The 15516-nt window shown below is 54.3% G+C and carries 11 protein-coding genes and 2 pseudogenes; 4 read left to right on the top strand and 9 right to left on the bottom strand.

The annotated features are described in order from the left end of the window. Positions 1–36 precede the first annotated feature (36 nt). The 3 genes from ACMYUN_RS20485 to ACMYUN_RS20475 all read left to right on the top strand — a co-directional run bounded on the left by ACMYUN_RS20485 (position 37) and on the right by ACMYUN_RS20475 (position 3645). A complete protein-coding gene (locus tag ACMYUN_RS20485) occupies positions 37–969 on the top strand; it encodes an ImmA/IrrE family metallo-endopeptidase (protein ID WP_415763986.1) in 933 nt (310 codons plus the stop codon). A gap of 18 nt (positions 970–987) precedes the next feature. Continuing rightward, entirely contained in the window at positions 988–2289 is a 1302-nt protein-coding gene (locus ACMYUN_RS20480; RefSeq protein WP_415761604.1) for a hypothetical protein, read from the top strand. A gap of 189 nt (positions 2290–2478) precedes the next feature. Further along, positions 2479–3645 (top strand): reverse transcriptase family protein, encoded by a 1167-nt coding sequence (locus ACMYUN_RS20475; protein WP_415761603.1) that lies wholly within the window; start codon positions 2479–2481, stop codon positions 3643–3645. Positions 3646–3714: 69 nt separating this feature from the next. Here the strand turns inward: ACMYUN_RS20475 and ACMYUN_RS20470 are convergent, their stop codons facing one another. From ACMYUN_RS20470 to ACMYUN_RS20455, 4 genes are all read right to left on the bottom strand, one after another. Then, positions 3715–4353: an HAD family hydrolase gene (locus tag ACMYUN_RS20470; protein ID WP_415761602.1), complete on the bottom strand. Its 639-nt coding sequence runs from the start codon at positions 4351–4353 to the stop codon at positions 3715–3717. A 61-nt stretch (positions 4354–4414) separates the two neighbouring features. Further along, positions 4415–4804 (bottom strand): DUF6957 family protein, encoded by a 390-nt coding sequence (locus ACMYUN_RS20465; RefSeq protein WP_415761601.1) that lies wholly within the window; start codon positions 4802–4804, stop codon positions 4415–4417. Positions 4805–4853: 49 nt separating this feature from the next. Beyond that, positions 4854–5183 (bottom strand): hypothetical protein, encoded by a 330-nt coding sequence (locus tag ACMYUN_RS20460; RefSeq protein WP_415761600.1) that lies wholly within the window; start codon positions 5181–5183, stop codon positions 4854–4856. Positions 5184–5215: 32 nt separating this feature from the next. After that, the gene (locus tag ACMYUN_RS20455; RefSeq protein WP_415761599.1) at positions 5216–5953 is read right to left on the bottom strand and encodes a metallophosphoesterase; all 738 of its coding nucleotides are present in this window, start codon (positions 5951–5953) and stop codon (positions 5216–5218) included. A gap of 117 nt (positions 5954–6070) precedes the next feature. On the opposite strand from ACMYUN_RS20455, the gene ACMYUN_RS20450 reads away from it, so the two are divergent. After that, entirely contained in the window at positions 6071–6526 is a 456-nt protein-coding gene (locus ACMYUN_RS20450) for a helix-turn-helix domain-containing protein (protein ID WP_415761598.1), read from the top strand. 154 nt (positions 6527–6680) lie between these two features. Here ACMYUN_RS20450 and ACMYUN_RS20445 read toward each other — a convergent pair. The 5 genes and pseudogenes from ACMYUN_RS20445 to ACMYUN_RS20425 form a co-directional block, all read right to left on the bottom strand. After that, a pseudogene (locus ACMYUN_RS20445) lies at positions 6681–8351 on the bottom strand (UvrD-helicase domain-containing protein). Further along, a pseudogene (locus ACMYUN_RS20440) lies at positions 8348–10302 on the bottom strand (ATP-dependent nuclease). Before ACMYUN_RS20440 ends, ACMYUN_RS20445 begins: the two co-directional pseudogenes overlap by 4 nt. Before the next feature lie 209 nt (positions 10303–10511). Then, complete coding sequence (locus ACMYUN_RS20435; RefSeq protein WP_415761597.1) at positions 10512–11420, bottom strand: hypothetical protein; 909 nt, start codon at positions 11418–11420, stop codon at positions 10512–10514. A 225-nt stretch (positions 11421–11645) separates the two neighbouring features. Beyond that, positions 11646–13985: a hypothetical protein gene (locus tag ACMYUN_RS20430; RefSeq protein WP_415761596.1), complete on the bottom strand. Its 2340-nt coding sequence runs from the start codon at positions 13983–13985 to the stop codon at positions 11646–11648. A gap of 558 nt (positions 13986–14543) precedes the next feature. Continuing rightward, positions 14544–15512 carry a hypothetical protein gene (locus ACMYUN_RS20425; RefSeq protein ID WP_415761595.1) on the bottom strand — a complete coding sequence of 323 codons (969 nt, stop codon included), beginning with the start codon at positions 15510–15512 and terminating at the stop codon, positions 14544–14546. Between the last annotated feature and the right edge of the window lie 4 nt (positions 15513–15516).

The following is a 15516-nucleotide window of genomic DNA, read 5'->3' as shown; positions in this document are numbered from 1 at the left end:
CGGAGCAATGCTTCGGCGCATGCCAACGCCCGAACCATGCTCGAAGCGCGCCTCGAATGGGCGCAGGACATCGCGCTAGCCTTGAGTGAGTTCGTGGACTTCCCAGAGGTGAACCTGCCCAAGCGCAAGTTCACAGATCCCGAGCAGATCACCAGTTCCGACATCGAGGAAGCAGCTGATGAGTGCCGCGAACTCTGGGGGCTTGGGCGGCGTGCAGTTCCCGACTTGGCCATGGCGGTTGAAGGGGCCGGCGTCATCCTCGTGCGTGAAGAAACAGGCATCGCAACCATTGAAGGACTGTCGGCATGGAGTCATGTGCTGAACCGCCCGCTTGTGCTGCTTTCTTCTGACAAGCAAAACGGTTTTCGCAGCCGCTTTGACCTAGCTCACGAGCTAGGCCACCTGATCCTGCACAAAGGAATGGAGCGGTCGACTGACCCCGTTCGCCACAAGGTGATGGAAGACCAAGCGCACCGTTTCGCAGGGGCCTTCTTACTCCCTGCAGAGACGTTTGCTGCAGAAGTCAGAAGCCCGGTCACCCTGGATAGCCTCCTTCTGCTTAAGCAGCGCTGGGGTGTCTCTGTGGCGGCAATGGTCATGCGACTCTGGGCTTTGGGCGTGATTGATGACGATGCAAAAGGCCTTTTGTTCAAGCGTCGCTCAGCTCGTTGGGGTGTGAAAGCAGAGCCCGGTGATGAAGGGCGCGCACCTGAGCAGACGCGCTTGCTCAGGCGCACTATCGAACTGCTGGCATCTTCTGGCGTCTTGCCGGTTAATGGCGTCTCTGCCTATATCGGCTTGTCAAATACTGACATCGAAATGCTCACTGGCTTGCCGCTGCGTTACCTCAGTGGCAATGCTGAAGTGGTGCACTTTGCCAAGCTGAAGAGTGCAAGCAGCCCTACGGCTTCAGTGAAAAGAGCAACAGAAGAAATTGGGATTGTGGTTCCGTTCAATCGCGGCAGGTGATTTCACGGGGGGCACGTAATGATCAAGCCAACCGCCATAGCCACGGATGGCCGGGCCAAAGCTTGGCTACAGCAATTCCAGCTGGGTGATCGGGCGCGTGCCCAAAAGCTGCTGGAAGCGTTTGCCTTCATCTCAAGAGATGACTTCTTAGATCAAATGCGGCTCATGCTGCTTCGGGAAAGCGAGTCTATTAAGGGAAAAATCGCTCTATATGCCGAGCGCGAGCTTAGACATCGCCTTGGTAAGCCGCACCGGTTGTTCAAGGAAGCCGAACGTAAGGTTAAGCGAGCCATCGGTGTAAAAGGGCCAGATGCGGTCAAACCTACCAAGGCATATGACCCTTCGGTAGGCAGCGAAGGCATCGTTGCACAGATGATTTCTCAGCTCTGCCAAGAATATCCTGATAAATTTCTCAACCACCCTGGCCCCGACCAGATACGCAAGAAACGCGCACGCGCGTTTTGGGTGGTGACGGATTTGATTGGCAGTGGCGATCGAGCATCTCGCTATCTTGAAGCTGCCTGGCTTGTGAGATCTGTCCGCAGTTGGTGGTCAGGCAAATTGATGAAATTTGCCGTCATGGCGTACTCTGCGACCGAATCTGGCGAGCGCAGGGTTGCAAGGCATCCCTCTAAACCAGCAATCCACATTGTCCTCCCCTGTCCCACGATCGACACCAGCTTTCCACGCAAAGAAGCGGAGCGAATGAAAATGCTCTGCACCACCTACGACCCAACTGATGGAGAGCCTGGTCACGCTCCCTGGGCCTGGAGCGGGCCTAGTCTTGGATATGGCAGCGGTGGAGCTTTGCTTGTATTTGCACACGGTGCACCAAACAACGTCCCTCTGATGTTCCACAAGGCATCTCGTGACAAGAAAAAAACTTGGACGCCCTTGTTCCCAGCCAGGGTTTCTGCAGGCATTAGTAAAGACGTGTTCGGGATCGATTTGACAGCAGAGAAGATCAGTGCACGCCTCGACAACCTTGGCGATAAAACTCTGGCCAAATCCAGAGCTGTTCTGAGCTCCGAATTACACACCGCACAGATCTTCTTGGTGTTGAGCGCCCTGCTACAACCTCAGCGCTTCAACGACAGGATGCTTGCCCATCGAACTGGCCTGAAAGCTTATGAGGTGACGAATCTACTCCGGAAAGTCACTCAATACGGGTGGATTGATTCGCAACGCAGGCTTACCGACCAAGGATACGGCCAGCTCACACATGCCAGAAAACAGGAGCATAGCGCCGAAGCGTCGATGTCTGTTGGCAACCTAGACCCAGCACCGTACTATCCGTCCTCGTTGAGGCATCCAATCTAGATTCTAGCTTCGGCGTACATTCCTAGAATGTTGCTGCCATGATGAGTTGGATACTCAGCTCGTCACTGGGCGCAGACTACTGCTGCTCTATGTCCTAGCTCCTGCTTGCGGTTAAGCGCTCACGCCACAGTTTGGTGGTGTGGCCTTCCAACTGCGGCGCGAGCACTCACCCTCCGGGTGTCAAAGTAGATGAAGGATTGGACGCCTCAACACTACCGCCGCGCTCCAGGCGCAGCCAATGTTCCTGCTTCTGTAATGGAAGCTGCGATCGCCGCTTCTCGCAGGACGGTGGCTGTCCACTCATCGCTTCCGCCGATACTGACGCTCAACCACCTCGCTCACTTGACCCAGGTGCCTTACAAGCACCTTCGCGATTACGTCACGCGCGATATCGACTCTTACAAAATTTTCCGCGTAAGAAAGCGGGCCAGGCCCGGAAAACCAACTACTTTCCGTGTCATCTGTGTTCCTCCCCCAAGCCTGGCAACTGCACAGCGGTGGATCGCCCAGCACGTGCTCTCAAAGGCAAGACCCAATGCTGCCAGCACAGCCTTCGCCCCAGGCTCTAAGCTCGTAGATGCGACAGCGCCACATTGCGCCAGCCGGTGGCTGATCAAGGTAGATGTTCAACGATTTTTTGAATCGGTATCAGAAGTCGACTGCTACCGCGTTTTCCGCAGCCAGGGCTATCAGCCTCTCGTAGCATTCGAGCTGTCACGTCTATGCACACGCACTGGTAATTTCAGTCGCCTGCACCGTGCGATTAAATGGCGCAGAAAGATCTCTTTGTCCAAGTCCAAAATTCCCGGATATGCATCGCGTGACATTGGCCATCTCCCCCAAGGTGCCGCAACAAGTCCGATGCTCGCCAACTTGGTAATGAGAGAAGCTGACACGCTGATGACCACCCTGGCCGATCGACTCGGGCTTACTTACACCCGCTATGCGGATGATCTGACCTTCTCCACCTCAGACCCCAGGTTTGATCGACAGAAAGCTCGTAACACCGTCAACGAGGCGTACGCCATCCTGCGCCGCTTTGGCTTCATGCCCAACATTGCGAAGACGACAATCGCCTCCCCGCGAAGCCGAAAAATCGTTCTAGGGCTACAGGTTGATCAGGATAAGCCGAGGCTCACCCGCGCGTTTAAAATGAAAATGCGGATGCACATGTACTATCTGGAACGCGCTGATGTCGGGCCATTGGTACACGCTGAGCGCCGGGGGTTTTCAGCAGTCGCAGGCATGCGCAATCACCTTATGGGATTGGCGGCATATGCCATCCAGATCGAGCCCGAGTACGGGAGGAACCTCCGTAAGAGACTGGAGGCGTTGGATTGGCCAGTACTTTACTGACTCATTTCTGTAAATCGAAATGCGCCCAGCGGGAGAGGTGCTGGCTAATCGCGTAGAGGATCAAATGAGCTACTGGCCATTGTGGGCAATCACCATCTCAGCGAACTGCATCAGATCATGGATTTTCCCGCGACCTGTCCGATCCAGATAGCAGCCCGCGATACCCACCGCGCGCGGGCCGTCTTGGTCGCAGCTTTGTGAGTCACCGATCATCAGTACTTTTCCTAGGTTGTCACTGAAATAGTGCCCGGGCTCAACATTCATCTGGTCGCAGATCAGTCGGTAAATACTGGGGTCGGGCTTCATAACCCCCGCTTCAAAGCTGAACGCGTACCCATCCATCTGCGGGAAGATTTCTCGGACTTTAGGGCCATAGGCGCTGGCAAGGTTCGAGCAAATCCCGGCCTTGATCTTGTGTTTTTTCAAGAATGAGATCGCCTCGACGGCGTCCGGATAAGGCTCGATCGACGATACCTCTGCCTCAAGCCTACGGTGCAGCTCATCTCGTTTCGAAGCCGTAAGTGAGACGCCCAATTCCGATGCCAGCTCGTCAAGCGAGAGGTTCATCGTCATCGCCATGTGAGCGCTGTCGGGTTTCAGCTCTACACCTTGGCGTCGGCCTTCGCGAATCAACTCACGGTAAGGGTTCGTCCGTTGACAGATGCGCACGGTGGTGCCGAATGCATCGAACACGACTCCGCTGATCACACCGCTCCACCTTCTTCCGCTACGATGCTGCTGGGCTTGGGCATACTGTTACCTGTATCGCTCAAAAAAGTCTGACGACAGCCGAGAGGGACATCGACTTGCGCCGGCCATGCCCCAGCAGGACATACAGCTTGTTCTGCGTCTGGAAAAACATGCCCTCAGTGAAATCCATCATGGGCGTCGAGCGAAACCAATGAGACTGGGAATTCGTAGAACTGTCGAAAAGCACATCGAAGACCAGCAGCATGGTTGGCTTTTTACCCTCTAAGGCCAGTTCCTCAACGACGAGGTCAGGCGCATCCAGATCAAGCCAGACCCACTCGCTGACAACGCAAAAACTACGATCCGGGAATTTTTTCTGGGTAACTCGAATGGCTTCTTCGAGCCCGAAATTACTGCCAGACATCACTGCACTCGGGCCGATCATCTGCTGCACATCAAAGTCCGACATGGATTTTCCTTTCCATTCATCGCAAGTTAGCGTCTCTGAACTGGGAGCCTTATGAGGAAGCGCTGGAGGCGGTGCGCGTCATCGAAAGCACTACGATCTGCTCGCCCCCATCCACTTCCTCGACCATGAACAACAGGAAGCTCACGATCACATACCGCTCCCCCCTGACGGTGACTACGACTGAGTAGCCTTGCTCCTCTTGCATCATCGCCACGTCATCTGTAATGAACGTGTCCCCATTGCCGGATCTCTGGTGGATGTCGAAGAACATCGCCCCCTTGAAGCCGGCGCCTGCTGGGCGAGCATCAAGCAGATAACCACTGATCGGGCCGTCAAAGGAGACCTTCGTGGCCTGCATCAGCTTGGCTGGAAAATACACTTAAAATCCTCTGCTCGGCGAGTGCCAGCTACTCAAAGCGTGACCACGCAATGGTTGTCGAAAGCTACTTCTTCACCTGGATAACCTCGGGGGTTAGACAAAAACCTGATGCCATTAATTGTTTCGTCCACTGGCACGTGCGTATGCCCAAAAACCCACAGATCGATTCCCATACCCAAGAACTCTTGCCAATTGTTGCCATAAGCGGCTCGCAAGTGTGGATGCTTGCCGTAGTCAGGGACGAAGTGCATCAGGGGTGGAAAATGCGTGACCACAACGGTCTTGCCTTCAAACGAGCTCTCCAGTTCTCTGCACAGCCATTCACGGGACTGCTGGGCAACTCGTCGGGTTTGCTGAGGCACCAGTGTCCTGTACTGCGGCTCAACCCGAATGACTTTGTAGTCGTTCATGAGCGCACGGGCTTCCAGCATCGCCAAAGGTGCATTGCCCGTCCCTTCGAAATCCGCCCATCCGGTACAACCTATAAAACGAACACCTTTCAAAGTCAGTGTGCGCTGCTCCAGGAAATGCACGTGCGGAGCACTGGGCGAATTCAACCGAGCGAGGGTCTTGTCCCAGCTCGATTTATAAAACTCGTGGTTGCCGGCGACCAGAATCGTCGGCTTCGAAAAATGCTCGCCTGCCCAATTCGAGCTTCGACCTTTGATGTTGATGTCCCCTGCGAGGATCGCGACGTCATACAGCGACGAATCAGGCAGCTCAACGGGCTCGAACTCGACGTGCAGATCCGACATCACTAGAAGTCGCATGAGTCAATTCACCGTCAATTGTACATTAGGAACGCCATTTTAATGAATGGTATACGCTGACGATGCTGGGCGTCAAAGCGTGGCTTCATTCTCTTCTTTTGTGAGTACATCCAAGAGATGGGATTTCAGCCGACATTAGGCCAGGTTTTGCGTGAACTTCGGGTCGAGGCAGGCCTGACTCGCGAAGCCTGCGCCGAAGTATTAAGCAGGCCTCACTTGGCAAAAGTTGAACAGGGACAACAAGCCATAACGGCAATCAAGCTGTATTCCCTTTGTGAACTGATTGGGGTTCCCAGCAGTCAGGTGCTGCTGGCAGTTGAAGCTCGTCTGCGGGGTTTGGATCTGGACGCATACAAGGCTTCTTGGGATACACAGGCGGAAAGCCTCATTGAGTTGGGTCGTCTTGGTCGCGCCCTTCAAAACTCGGCAGTCAGGGGCGTACGCGGCAAGCGCGCGGATGAAACCATGGAGGCTGTCCGGAAGCTTCAGGCTGAGGGGCATGCGAAGATGGTGGTAGTACGCCAGCTGGGGGTCAGCCGATCGACCGTGGATAAGTACTGGCTCAAGGACTAGCTCGCCCCCTGATGCCGGCTCCAATGCATTGTCAGAGCTGATGTCATCTGTTGAGCTTGGTAGCCAATTTGCCAATTCACGGCAAAAGCGAGCTTCCTTTGAGCATGCAGTCGGATGGGACGTTCAAACTTCACTAATGCGCAGGTCGATTGGCTCACCCTGCAGCCACTTGCCATTTTTCGACGTAGCCAAGAAACTCCTCATGTGGCCTACGCCCGGTACGCCAATTGCTGATGTCCGCAAGTTTTTTTCTGGTTTGAGCAGTGGTTACAACCAGGCGCCTCTTGGCACGCGAGATTCCCACGAAGAACGTGCAGCGAACTTCATGTGTGTCCTTGCCCCAATAGGCTTCTTCTTCAACGCCAAGCAAAATGACCGAATCGAACTCTAGTCCCTTGCTCTTGTGGACAGTCAGAATCCGAATCGACTGGTCATCAGACAGTTGAGCAAGGGCCTTGAGCAAGTCGGGCTCCTGGCCGAGAGCCTCATCGATGTGCTTTTTGACATCGGTAATAATGCCCCTCAGACGATCCCGGGACTCGTAGTCATGAGAGAGCCCTGTCAGCAGGCCCACACCCACCATGGACAGAAACTCTTTTAGTAGCGTCCACCTCTGGGCATAGTTTTTTACGGCAAGATCCTCGGCAGCAGTCTTGCGTGCTTCCTTGATGAACCTGTTCCAATCGTTTCGCACGGAGCCCCCATGGTCGTCGTCATCGGCTGGAATGATCCGCCTCAACAACCGCGTCCAGGCTTTCGGCTCCCGCGAACCATAAAGGCACAGCAGGAAGTCCACGACGACCAAGGCAATGGGCTCGGTGGTGATGTCCTGCATCTGATTTTCGTTGCGACAGGCGATACCAAGCCCATCAAGCGCAGAGGTCAACCGGACGGTGTAGGCCTCAGGATAACTCCTGACCAAGACCGCAATTTCGGAGGGCGCCACACCCTCGACGTTGATCCAGGTGTTGATCTGATCGGCAAGACTGAAGGCCTAGTCGGTGCAGTCCTTGAAAGACTGCAGCAGGATCTCGCCGCCCTCACCGCCCAAGAGCTCTGCGGGCATTTCAGAACCGGGATCGAGCACTTTGATGAGGTCGTTCTGCAGCCTGAGAAGCTGAGGTTGCGAGCGAAAATTGCGGTAGATGTTTAGATGGTTGGCTGCAAAATCCGCTTCAAACTTTCCGAATACGCCGTCGAGCGCGCCGGCCCAGCCCATAATTTTCTGTTTCACATCCCCTACCGCAGTGATCCGGCGCGCCGTACCACCAAAAATCTTGCTGACCAGCGCGTACTGCTCGTCTGTGCAGTCCTGAAATTCATCGAGAAACACATCACTGTAGGTTTGCCTGATGGCATTCACTGCCATAGGATAGACGTCGAGGATCTTCAGAGCCAACGGGATCAGAAGTCCGAACTCGGTCTGGACAGGGTGTGCCTTCCCTTTGGGCACCACTCGAAAACCCGCGTCTAGCGCATCGTCGCCGGTGAGAACAGGCCGAAATCGTTCGATAATTCGCTTCGCGAAGCCATGGAACGTGTAACTGTCGAACCGGCTGGCGTAGTCGGGCCCGCATCGCCGCCACACCCGCTCTTTGAGGTTATTGCTCGCATCCACCTTGAAGGCAATGGCCAATATCCTCCTCGGATAACGGCATGCCCCCGTGGTCAGCAGGAAGTCAGCGCGCTGGGCAAGCAGTTCAGACTTACCGGCGCCCGGGCCAGCAGTCAGCGCCACGCACCGTTTGACCTCCCTGACGGCTGCCTCCGCATTTGGCTCCAAAATAATGCCTTCGGAGGGTTTCCAATCTTCCGGGGAGATCATTCCGAAAGCCCTTCGATCTTGGCGATGACGAAGTCTGCCAGACGATTTAGAGATGCGGGCATCTTGGCTATCAACTGATCGTCAGTAAGTTTGGAAAGCGCTTCGATATGCGACTTGGGCTTGCTATCGAGCTTGAAGCGCTTGTGGTAGGCGACAAAGTGCTTTCGCTCGATCAATGAGTATTGGAAACGATCGTGATGACTATCGCCCAGCACGGACTTGGTTTGGCCCAGTTTCGGAACAACTAGATCTTCAGGGGCTACCCCGTACGCAGCGGGATAAGCCCTAAGCATGGAAAAATCCAGATCCATTGGCGCTGAAAAAAATACGCCCAGCGGCTCCAAATTCGCTATGCAGGATTTGTATTTCGGATCCTTCTCAATCTGCAGAAGTTTATGGGTCTGATCATTCCATGCAGGTAGATTTTTGAGCTCATCGTCAGTCAGGTACAGATCGCCTGGGCGATGCTTTTTCATCTCTGTCGCGACGTATTTGATGCGTCCCCATCCCCCACCGAAGCGCGCCACATCCAAATCCAAGAGCGTGACGTAAGGGATCTTGAGGCCACTGAGCAGCCTCCAGAAGTGGTTGATATGACGACCACCTAGCGGGGCAATGGTAATAGCTGCCTCATCGACTTCGAGCTTCTTTGCTGCGAGCAGCCGGGGCAGGACTATTTCCTCACTGTCGCCCTCCCCCAAGATCACCAGGCGAGAAAAATAGACCTCTGGATAGGCCTGCACTGGCTCCCTCACAAACTTGTATGCCTCGCCCTTCTCATTGGATGGCATTAGTATCTTCGTCACCACGGTGCAGCGCGACTCGTCCAACCTCAGATATCTAATGGCTGAAGGTTCTACGCGGCGAAGCATCGAAGGCGCATGTGTCGCAATCAGAGCTTGGGAATCGGCGTATTTGGAGTCGCCGACCAACCCTTTGAGGGATGACACAATTCGCCCCAGATAATGAGGCGACAAGCTGTTCTTTGGCTCTTCCAGGGCAACGATGGTGAACACCGCAGGGCGAAGTTTCTCAGCGTCAAAGGAGTCGTCATTGCCGTGCAGCACCGCTCGCCCGACAGCCTGGGACGACAAAACCAGCGAGAGGTAGAGCATCGACTTTTGGCCATCGCTGAGTCTTGAAAAATCGACCAACTGCTCGCCATGACCAGGGGAGAACGACACCGAAAGATGACGCAGCAGCGACTCAATTTCGTTGGCCATGAATGTGACGCTAGGCTGCGTGAAAACTGTCCCTTGTGGAGCTCTTTCCAAGTCTTGGTCAAGCCGGCACTGAGGCTGAGCACCGATTCATTTTGAGTCAGGCTCTGGGAAATATCCGTAGTGAGCTGCTGGATCGTCTCGCGCTGCTCAGTCCAGTTCACCGCTCGAAGCAAACGCCCGAGCAAGGCGTTTGCACCATAGGCGATGTGGTCAGCCGGATCCCGGCGAGCTGGAAGGTAGTGAACCTGAATGAAGTTTCGCTCGTCTCTGGGCACCGGGGCGGTGTCGACCGGAACGTCATCTTCATCAACATCTAAGACGTACACCAGGCTTTGCTCGATTTCATCGTCAATGCCAATCGTTGCATCCAGACGATACCTCACGCGGGGCACACCATCAGGGGTATCAAGGCGCATATGCCCAAAATGACTAGGAATCGTCGGGTGTTCGTTCTCGTCGTCACTAAGCTCGGGGAAGATGAACTCAACCTCAATCCAAAGCGCTCGCTGATCTGGAGCTTCCATTTCATCGTGTGGTACGAAGAAATCCGACTTACGCAATCGCCGTTGATTGGGGTCAAACGAAAAGAGGCGACAAAGCGCTTGGAGAGTCGCGGTCTTGCCGGAGCCGTTCGGCCCGATCAGAAATGTGAGATCGGACAAATCAATAGGGACTGGTTCGGCACCAAACGACTGAAAACCACAGATGCGAACGAACTGAAGCTTCAAAGTAGAATCCTTTCCAGGTGAGGTCAGCGGTGCGGGAGGAGATACGCTTCAATCTCAACCAGACGCTCAATTAGTCCAACCGCGAACATTGCGGGCGAGATCGCGTGAGAATTACCGACGCGATAGGACATACAGCAGCCAGTGGCCCCGAGGCCATTACTACGGCTAGGGGCGGGTCTTTGTAGGACGTGACAAAAGGTCGTTTGCCGCTAAGCGTAGGAAAGCATCTGGCGGATCTTACGCCCCCAGGCTTTATCGTGGATAAAACGTTGATGGTCGTGATCACCGTTAATGATCTCGTCCTTGGTCAGGGTCGACAGGACTTCCCAATCCTCACCAAACTTATAGGTGGCGTTGTCCAAATGTGAGCTCTCAAGGAGGTAAATCCCGCGCTTGGAAAAGCCGAAGACGAAGTAACCTTGGTAGCCTCCTCGGCCCGTCGCGAAGAAATCAGGCTCGAACCGAGTGATCTCCCTGATCCGGTGTTCGATCACCCCCTGCTCAGACGCCCGCAGACCGGCCAGATAGGGTTTTACGATGGCCTCAGCGCTCTTCCAAGGGTATTTACCAGGGGGAAGCAAATCCCACTGCAACTGACGTGCCTGCACCTTCGCGATGCGCTGACGCTCAACGTCGAAGATGTCAAATTCCTGGAAGAATTCAAGCATGAGGTTCGCCAAGTGAATAAGCGCCGTAGGCGGCTCATCGGCTTTCACCCGGCGCGTCACAATGTACTCCTTATCATCGATAACGCTTAGAGAAAGGTGCTCCATGGGCGGGCGAACAAAGTCGATGGGATACACATCCATGGTTCGAATTTGCACACCGCTGTGCTCTTGACCATGCCAATCTTTCCAGCTTCGGTATTGGGGTACTGATTTTTTGATAAGCGGGAGATCTCGCCGCTTGATCTCCTTGCCGCGAGCATTGAACTCACTGATTTTTCCGATCCCCGCAGGAAGTATCGAATCACCGTCTTTTTTGAGGTGAGCAATCGCCAGCCGCGCCTGAACGTCTTGATGGACTTTGTCGCGTTCAACTACAAACAGCATCTCACGGGCGCCATGCGAGTGCGCGATGATTCTGTTGACGCTGTTGATCGACTTGCCTGTGACCATTGCTATCGTCCTTGCCATGCGAGAGAGAAGTCCAAGGTAGCATACTGCCAGCAGAACTGAAGTGACTAGTCGGTTGGCCCAGAGCCATGTGTCTCATGCTAAAGCTTCGGGTTGCTCTGGCGGTTCCTGTTACATAGTGAGCTCTCACAACCAATCACATCCTCCACTTGAGGAAGCCGAAATACGGGGCAGTAGTTCGCCTCCATTTCGCGGTCGACCGTGCTATCACTTTTCTCTACGGGGTAGATTAGCGAGTACCTGCATCATTCCAGCCAATGACTCAACCAGCGACTCAAGCATTTGACGCCCTTGCGTCACGGGATCAGCTTGTTGATCAACACCGACCAGCTCAAACGCTTCGGCAAACCCCGAAGACGGTAAATGCGCATCAGCCTGCCTCAGTTCCTTGATTCCAACCAACACCTTGGTCAGCGCCCTCGCTTCATCCGAGGTCGCTCCGCGCTTCATCAAGCCAGCTTCCAAATGCTTTATAGACCCTGAATTCGTCTTTCCAGATTGCGCCCCCATCGCGGTCAACGCATCCCCATCAAGAGACTCAACCGTCAGCCTCGCTAGATCTTTGGCAAGCTCAAGTACTCCAGTTTTCTCCAAGGAGCGGAACCGGTGAACACGCTTAAAAATGTCATCAGTCGCGTGGTGTGGGGAGAACAGCGGCTTTCCACTGACTTTCTCAAACGTGGCATTGATCTCGTCGTAGGCCGGACGCAGCCGCGCCTCAGCCGCTTTCGTCGCTGCAGGGAGAGCCTTGGCCTGCGATGCCAATAGCTCCTGCGAAACCCCACCGTCAGGAACTACGTTTGCACCCGCCCATACGCGCTGCTGCCAAGGTGGAAGCTGGCCAATGTCCTTGGCATATACGTTGATCAACCCAAGAGAGTTCAGACCGAAATGGACGCTATCCCCGCTTGAGATTCCAATGGCGCCGGTGTCCCGGGTATACCACCGCAAGCTAGAGCCCCGGTAGCTGCCGAGCAAAGCTGTAACGGTCGGGCGGAACCACAGCCAGCCCCCAGTGGAGGCAAGCTCGTCACCGCTAACGCGCTCGCCGGAGCCATTTATAGCGAAGTCCACTTTGGTCAGCGGCGCTTCACCCTTAACTCGTTCGCTTATACGCCCTGGCTCAACAACCTCGGTCACCCAAAGCGAACCACTCAGGGAATGGAGCTTTCTCCCCTCGTGCTGGATCGACCAGGATTTGGACACGACAGAGTCGTCGTCGGGTAAACCGAGCTTGGGCACGTCGTCATCAGCGTCGACGTCTGTGCGCGAGACATGGAAGACTCCCGTTGAGGAGCCATATGGTTTGCCGCCTTCATGAATTTCAGAATTGACCCCCTCCCACTCCCTTCCATCCTTTTCCTCCTGCACGAATGCCGAAGCCCAGTCGATATGGGATGCATCCGATACAGTCTGAATGCGACTTCGGAAGCTGGCGAGCTGTAGGTACATGCCACGGGCCTTCAAGTAATCACGGAGGTGCTCAGTGCGCGCCTCTAAAAGCACAGGCTTACCGTGCTCGTCACGCTTAAGCCTCACGACCTCCAGGAAGCCCTCGACTGGCCTCAACCAAACGTCGCCTTCGCGCTGCAGGCCCAGTGAGATGACAAAATCCTGATGCAGATGCCACTCATTCGGCGCCGCACCATCGAAGTTCTGCTCAATAACCAATCCAGTGCCTATGGCATCAGAGTGATGACTGGCCCAGTCACCCGCCCAGCAGTACGTTTTTACGAATGCAGGCTCCGCCGGGGCCACTGGTTGAGGAGCTGCTGACTTAGCTGAGCGAGTGCTTAGGGACACGTTCAGGTCTGTGAATGGCACACGGAAGCTTGCGAGCGATTTCCGCTGCTCAATGGCAGTTGGACTCTGTGACATGTCGTGAGCGTGCTCTTTCGGCCATACACGATGCGATTCTTCGCCGCCGGCAAAGGTGTTCCCACCAAGGTCGCCCCAACTCAGTTTGGATACTTCATCACGATGCAGTAGGTCGAACATAACCGAGCCAACGCCGAAGTACTCTTCAACATAGCCTTCATAGCCGTAATCCCCCTCCGACGTCATCGTCCAATCAGCACGCAGTGGAATCCAGACTTTGTCCGAAACGGACGACTTCCGGATTTTGGTCATTTCAAACCAAGCCTGCGGCTTGCAGATAGCTGTCTTTGGAATTACCGACATCGCAGCTCCAACGTCCCCTTTTAAAACGATGACGGCCACCAGGTCGCTTTCATGGTCGGTCTCAGCCAGACACTCCCGCAACGCTCCGCGCATCCCGGCGTGCGGGATTTTCTGGTCAATCGCTTCGGCAGGGAAAAAAGTACCGGGGCTGTCGAAACCGTTTTTTTCATAATGCCACAGGACAAAGCTCGGGCCTTGGGCGACAACGGCATCCGTGCGACTAAGATCGCTCCAAGCACCGCGCCAGTGCTCTACGATAGCTTGGGCCTGCTCATTCGCATCCGCAGGCGGAGCCGCCACCTTTGGGTCGCTGTTAATGGCGTCCGTGCCTACCTTGCCCACCTCTACCTCGTGATCCTTGCCCATCAGCCCCTCGCCTCTGCTGCCTGCTTGTCAAAGAGTAATTTAACCACGGGCTGTGACGCCTGTTGTAAAAGCGTTCTTCATCCCGACGCCGTGACGATAGCATCAGGGACGAAGAGGAAGGGGCATCCGGCGGAGTGCGACATCCCATCGCCTCAGCCTCCCGGCGCGCACGCCTGGGACGTTAGTAACTCCGCACCCCGGTTGGCCCCATCGTTGCCATTTAATAACCAGGCTAGGGCGTGGCAGACCCGAGTAATGGTGTCTTCAAAGATAATAATGCTCAAGCAATTGAAACTGCTGCGTCAGGGGTGTGTGGCCGACAAAATTACACGATTGAATCCGCTTCTCAGCAGGCGGGAGCCATAGCTCCCACGCTTTTTTTGCTTTTCGTGAACTGCTGATAATCTAGGTGAGAGATGCGAGAGATTGCCTGGCGTCAGGGCCAGCTTGTGGTGAGCATAGTTTGAAAAGTAACCCGACTACTCGTCCGCTGCGCCGAGCCCGCGCACTCACTCGCTCTCCACTAATAGCTTTTTTTGAGGGGCATAATTCTTGACTCTATAGCGTCACAGGTGACTGAAACAACTTCCTAACTTTATCCATCAGTTGAGCATCGCAAAACCTGTCCATGTCCAAAGTGGAAATCAAGGCTTGAATCTGGGCTTCGCTTCCAAGTTCAAATGACATTATTTTTTCAATCTGCCCTGTCGTCAAGTAACGCGCCAAGTATTGAAATGGGTTAAGACCTTGTGGTACGTGACCCAATATCGCATTCCAACTCATCCTTAAACTCAGACCATCATGAGTTCGCTTGTAGTCAAAATAGCGCTTCAAAGTCTCAGCATAATTTACTAGCACTACACCTTTATGCCACTCGTAGAAAGCCTTCACCTGCTTGGCGTACTCAGCTAAAGCAGCACTAACATCGATATAGTTCCCTGAACTTTCGATAAATGCCCTAGCCTCAGATGTCCATCTACCCCATGCAAGGAGATTATCGCGCGTTACTACGAATCGAGTGACGCGACTCCCTTTCTCAAAATCGTAGTCAATCCTCCAGTTGGCCTCAGCAATCCGCCAGTGAGAGTTGTAATTGCGTAGATCTTGAAGGAATCTATGTAAGCCGGGTGTTGAAAAACAAGAAACCAACTTATCAGTAAAGCCCGCTACGGGATATTTCTTTTCAAAGACTCTTGAGACCTCAACCAAAGCCATAACAGAGGTCGTGGTATAAAAGAGCTTTCTCTTCACCTCTCTAGTGAAATGCTCTGCATTCGTCCTATTCGTCAAATCCCAGAAGCCAGGCTCTTGTATTTTCTGCGCAAACAAACTAATAATTTGGAACAGATCTTCCGCACTACTCTGAAAGATCCAGACCGTATCATCCAGCTCCTTCACTGCTTGCCACAGCTGTCCTCCTTCAGTCTCCTCGATTGAAAGCCGAGCATCAGTAAACTTATGCATGATTGCAGATCGAATATCGTCGACAGACCATGGCTCAGGAATTGTGTCGAGGTAACGAGTCATAGAA

Source organism: Pseudomonas sp. CP4 (genome assembly GCF_047758505.1).
GTDB classification, from domain to species: domain Bacteria; phylum Pseudomonadota; class Gammaproteobacteria; order Pseudomonadales; family Pseudomonadaceae; genus Aquipseudomonas; species Aquipseudomonas fluorescens_AO.
This window is presented reverse-complemented; position numbering and strand designations above follow the sequence as displayed.

What these genes read in the sequence shown, in the direction of transcription:
- ACMYUN_RS20485 (WP_415763986.1), top strand. Translation starts at nt 37, where the DNA reads ATGCTCGAAGCGCGCCTCGAATGGGCGCAGGACATCGCGCTAGCCTTG.
- ACMYUN_RS20480 (WP_415761604.1), top strand. Translation starts at nt 988, where the DNA reads ATGATCAAGCCAACCGCCATAGCCACGGATGGCCGGGCCAAAGCTTGG.
- ACMYUN_RS20475 (WP_415761603.1), top strand. Translation starts at nt 2,479, where the DNA reads ATGAAGGATTGGACGCCTCAACACTACCGCCGCGCTCCAGGCGCAGCC.
- ACMYUN_RS20465 (WP_415761601.1), bottom strand. Translation starts at nt 4,804, where the DNA reads ATGTCGGACTTTGATGTGCAGCAGATGATCGGCCCGAGTGCAGTGATG.
- ACMYUN_RS20455 (WP_415761599.1), bottom strand. Translation starts at nt 5,953, where the DNA reads ATGCGACTTCTAGTGATGTCGGATCTGCACGTCGAGTTCGAGCCCGTT.
- ACMYUN_RS20450 (WP_415761598.1), top strand. Translation starts at nt 6,071, where the DNA reads ATGGGATTTCAGCCGACATTAGGCCAGGTTTTGCGTGAACTTCGGGTC.
- ACMYUN_RS20435 (WP_415761597.1), bottom strand. Translation starts at nt 11,420, where the DNA reads ATGGTCACAGGCAAGTCGATCAACAGCGTCAACAGAATCATCGCGCAC.
- ACMYUN_RS20430 (WP_415761596.1), bottom strand. Translation starts at nt 13,985, where the DNA reads ATGGGCAAGGATCACGAGGTAGAGGTGGGCAAGGTAGGCACGGACGCC.
- ACMYUN_RS20425 (WP_415761595.1), bottom strand. Translation starts at nt 15,512, where the DNA reads ATGACTCGTTACCTCGACACAATTCCTGAGCCATGGTCTGTCGACGAT.